We start from the raw sequence: 5,083 nt of genomic DNA, 5'->3' as shown, positions 1-5,083 counted from the left end.
GCGGCACGGTCGGCGCCGGAGGCCGCCGCGACCCGCTCCTCCAGGGCGCGCACCCGCGCGTCGGCGGCGGTGCGGGCGTTGACCTCGCCGGAGAACACCACCGCGGCGGCCGGGGCGCCGCCCAGCACCGATGCGAAGGAGCCCTCCAGGGCCAGCACGGTCATGTTGGGGTTGAGCGCTTTGGAGAACACCACGAACGCGCCGCCGTGGTAGCGCGAGATCACGCAGAACACGATGGGGCCGCGGAAGTTCACGATCGCGCGGCCGATCTCGGCGCCGTACTCCAGTTGCAGTTTGCGCATCGACTCGGGGGAGCCGTCGAAGCCCGACAGGTTCGCCAGCACCACCAGGGGGCGGTTGCCGCTGGCGGCGTTGATCGCCCGGGCGGCCTTCTTCGACGACTGCGGAAACAGTGTGCCCGCGGTGTAGGTGTCGGGGCCGTCGGTGGGCGGGAAGCCGCGGCGCGGCACCGAGCGCGACTCGATGCCCAGCAGGCACACCGGGATGCCGCCCAGGTGCACGTCCTGCACCACGGCGGTGTCGGCGTCGGCCATGCCCGCCCAGCGTTCCAGCACCGGGTGGTCCTGGTCGGAGACGGCCCGCATCACCGTGCGGATGTCGAACGGCTTCTTGCGGTCCGGGTTGGCCTGGGGGGAGAAGATGTCGCCGACGGTGGTGAAGTCGCTGCCTTCCAGGGTGTGGGGGAAGTCGCGGATGTCGCGGTCGAGGGGGTCGCTGGTCGCGGCCCGGCGCGGGCGCTGCTCGCCGGGGGCGATGTAGGTGTGGGCGTAGTGGGCCATGAGCACGTCGCGGGCGGCGGCCAGGTTGGGCGCCCAGTACTGGGCCTGCCCGTTGGGGCCCATCACCCGGTCGTAGCCGCCGATGCCGAAGTTGTCCTCGGCGGAGACGCCGCCGGAGAAGTCCAGCGACTGCTTGCCGGTGAGCACCATCGCCGAGTCCGGTGTCATGACCAGGATGCCCTTGGTGTGCATGAGCATCGTCGCCTCGGCGTTCCAGTAGGGCTGGGCGCCGACGTTGATGCCGGCGACCACGACGTTGATCTCGCCGCCGGCCTGGGTGAACTCGACGATCCGTTTGAGGGCCGCGGCCACCCAGTCCATGTTCTCGGTGCCGGAGTCCATGGAGATGCGCGCCCCCGAGGACAGCGCGTACCACTCCAGGGGCACGCGCATGCGTTCGGCCAGGTCCAGGGCTGCGATGACGCGGCGGCACTCCGGTTCGGCCAGTGCGCCCAGCGACTTGGTGGGGTCGCCCAGCAGCACCACGCGGGTCACCCCCTCCGGGTAGAGGGGGGTGGGGGTGGTGACCACGCCGGCGACGATGCCGGCGCTGTTGCGGCCCTTGGGCCGGTCCACCGGCACGAGCTGGTGGTGTTCGTCGAGGTCGTGTTCGACGAAGTCGCCGAGCATCGCGGTCAGCTCGTAGGGGTAGACGGTGTTGCGGCTGCTGGCCCGCAGCACTTTCTGCCGGTAGTCGTCGACGGGTTCGACCGGGTCGGTGGGGGGTTCGCCCACGACCAGTTCGGTGCCGCCTGTGGCGTCGAAGCGGATGCGCACGGCGACCCTGGTCAGCGCGCCGGTGCGGGGGTCGCGTCGGCGCGCCAGGAACAGGATCTCCTCCAGTCCGGCGCCGGCGGTGGTGGGCAGCACGCGTTCGGCGAGCATCTCCAGTTCGGCGCGGGTCAGGTCGCTGGGCGGCCACACGTACAGCGTGATCCGGTTGGTGGGGAAGCGCTTCTTGGAGGGCTGTTGGACCTGGGCGCGGCGGATGGAGTCCAGGCAGGCGGCGAGGGCGTTTTCGGCGGTGGGCAGGGCGACCAGTCGGCCGTCCTGGTCGCGCAGCTCGGTCAGGTCGCGGATCTGGGCGAAGGCGACCAGGCGCTCGTCGGAGGGGTTGTCGCGGGCCACGCAGCGGAACAGGTAGACCTCCTCGTCGGAGGAGGGCAGCCGGGTCAGGTCGAACTTGTGCAGCCGCTCCAGTTGCATGCGCTGGGCGATGTGGGGGTGCAGGCCGCGGATGAGCCGGTCCTCGGCCATGCCCTCGGGTGAGGGGCGGAAGGTGAAGTGGTGGTGCATCACCGCGCCGTCGCGGCCGGCGACCGTGGTGGTGACCCTGCGCACGCCCGCGGGCAGCGGGTGGGTGTTGACGGCCTCGTGCAGGGCGGCGGCCATCGCGTCGGAGTCCTGGGGCTGGCCCTCCCACGACAGGTACAGGTCGGCGTCGACGGCGGGGTGGCTGCCTGCGAGGGAGGCCAGGCCGCGCAGGGCGCTGTCCAGGTTCTCGAAGCGCGCCGCGGCGGAGGCCACGCAGGAGTCGGCGCGGTGGGCGACCACGAACGTGCAGCCGTCGACCTGGTGGGTGGCCACGCGGGTGAGCGCCTTGTTGCCGTAGTAGCGGCGGGTCAGCACCTCCAGCATGACCGAGTTGTCGCGGTCGTGGCGGGCCAGCCGCTGGCCGAGCAGCCGCACCAGCGGTTCGGTGCTGCGCACCATCTCGGCGATGCGTTCGGCGCGGTCGGGGGAGTCGGGGTGGGCGTCCAGGTGGCGCAGGTGCCTGCGGACGTCGGCGTAGACGCGGGCGCGGTTGCGGCGCAGCAGCGGCTGGGCGAACCAGGCGAACACCACGCCGCGCGCCAGGTCGGCCAGGACGGGGAAGCGGACCTGGGTGGCGGCCACCAGGCGTTCCAGGGCAAGGCCGACGGACTCGCGCAGGTGGGCGTCGGGCAGGGGTTCGCGCAGCCAGGCGCGCAGCAGGGCCGCCACGACCGCGGTGTCGGCGGAGGCGCGCTGCTGGGCCAGGAAGATCCGGAACACCGCGGCCTCCAGCTGGGCGCAGCGTTCCAGGTCGGTGACCCCGTAGTGGGCCAGGGCGCGGGCGAGTTTGGCGCGGAACCGGTCGGGCAGTCCGGCGCGTTCCACGTCCAGGCTCTGCAGGTAGGTGTGGAAGTACTCGCGGGCGCTGTGGACGTGGCTGCCGTCGGTGTCCTCGCCGGCCGGGCGGTTGCGGCTCAGCTCGGCCAGGTCGGCGAACACGTCGAGGAGTTCGAGTTCTTCGGCCAGGGGCCGGTGCCCCTCGGCGGCGGCCTGGCGGCGGGCGGCGAGGTAGTCGTCGAGGACGCGGCGTTCGTCGTGGGGGTCGACGTCGAAGCCGAGCAGCAGGCCGCGCAGGTCCTCCAGGGCCCGTTGCAGGCGCTGGCGGGCCGGGACGGTGCGGGGGGCCTCGGGCAGGTCCAGTTCCACGGCCTGGCGGGTGGTGTCCTGGGTGTCGGCCTCGCCCAGGGGTTCCAGGCGCAGCAGCGGCGCGCCGGCCTCCACCTGGGAGCCGACCGTCACGACGCACTCTTTGAGGCGGGAGCGGAACGGGGCGCGCAGCACCGTCTCCATCTTCATGCTCTCCAGCACCAGCACCGGGGCGCCCGCCTCGACCTCGGCGCCGACGGTGACGGGGGTGGCCACGACCAGTGCGGGGGTGGGCGAGCGCAGCACGCCGCCTTCGTCGCGGCTGACCCGGTGCGTCACGCCGTCGACCTCGACCAGGTAGACGGGGCCGTGGGTGGCGGTGAGCAGCCGGTAGGTGGCGCCGTTGACGGTGATGCGTCCGGTGTGGCGGTCGAAGCGGTCCAGGTCGACGTCGGCGGTGCGGACCTGCCCGCCGGCCTCGATGGCGACGCGGAAGCGGTGGGCGCCCATGCGGGCCACGCGCACCCGGTAGGTGGCGCCGCGCAGTTTCAGGTCCAGGGGCCGTCCGCTTTCGTGCTGCACCTGGGGGCGTCCGCCGGAGGCGGTGGCCAGCAGGCGCTGCCGTTCGGCGCGTTCGCCTTCCTCGTAGGCTTCGATGGCGGCGGCGGCCAGGGCGACGGCGCAGTGGCGGTGGGAGACGAGCCGTCCCTGGGCGCGGACGCGGTCGATCCAGCCGGTGTCGGCGGTGGCGTCGACCACCTCGGGCTGGTCGAGCAGGTCCATGACGAAGCTCTTGTTGGTGGTGCCGCCCTCGATGACCACGGTGGTCTGCGCCAGGGCGCGGCGCAGCCGGCCCAGGGCCTCGTCGCGGTCGCGGCCGTGCGCGATGATCTTGGCGATCATCGAGTCGAAGTCGGCGGGGATGACGTCGCCCTCGGCGAAGCCGGTGTCCACCCGGATGCCGGGGCCGGTCGGCAGGTCCAGGCGCACGATGCGGCCCGGGGAGGGCGCGAAGTCGCGGTCGGGGTCTTCGGCGTTGAGGCGGGCCTCCACGGCGTGTCCGCGCTCCTGGGGCGGGTCGCCGTCGAGGCGGCCGCCGCCGGCCACCCACAGTTGCGCCTTGACCAGGTCGAAGCCGGTGGTGGCCTCGGTGATGGGGTGTTCGACCTGCAGGCGGGTGTTGACCTCCAGGAACGCGAACAGCTTGTCGTCGGGGCGGTAGAGGAACTCGACGGTGGCCGCGCCCCGGTAGCCGACGGCCACGGCCAGCCGCTCGGCTGCGGCCTTGAGGTCGGCCGCCTGGGAGGCGCTGAGCACGGGGGAGGCCGACTCCTCGATGATCTTCTGGTTGCGGCGCTGCACCGAGCAGTCGCGCACGCCCAGCGCCCAGGCGGTGGTGCCGTCGGCGATCACCTGCACCTCGACGTGGCGGGCGCCGGTGACCAGGCGTTCCAGGAACACCACGCCGCTGCCGAAGGCCCGCTGGGCCTCCTGGCTGGTGCGTTCGTAGGCGTCGACGAGTTCGGCCTCGTCGTTGATCACGCGGATGCCGCGGCCGCCGCCGCCCGCGGTCGCCTTGAGCATCAGCGGGTAGCCGATGCGGGAGGCTGCCGCCACGGCCTCCTCCAGGGAGGAGACCGGTCCCCGGCTCCAGGGGGCCACCGGCACGCCGACCTGCTCGGCGATCAGTTTCGCGCCGATCTTGTCGCCGAGGGTGCGCATGGCCTGGGCGCTGGGGCCGATGAAGGTGACGCCGAGCCGTTCGCACAACTGCGCGAACGCCGGGTCCTCGGCGACGAACCCCCAGCCCACCCACGCGGCGTCGGCCCCGGTCTCCACCAGCGCGCGCTCCAGCACCTGAAGGTCCAGGTAGGGGCGGGCGG

1 protein-coding gene is annotated in these 5,083 nt (G+C 73.1%); it reads right to left on the bottom strand.

Annotated features, from left to right (window positions below):
• Positions 1-5,083, bottom strand: a 5,083-nt coding sequence (locus AC529_RS09410; protein WP_068755978.1) for an ATP-binding protein, incomplete at both ends; no start/stop codon positions are given.

This window comes from Thermobifida cellulosilytica TB100 (assembly GCF_001517975.1).
GTDB lineage: Bacteria > Actinomycetota > Actinomycetes > Streptosporangiales > Streptosporangiaceae > Thermobifida > Thermobifida cellulosilytica.
Note: the sequence above shows the minus strand (reverse complement) of the source record. Positions and strands in the feature narration are given on the sequence as shown.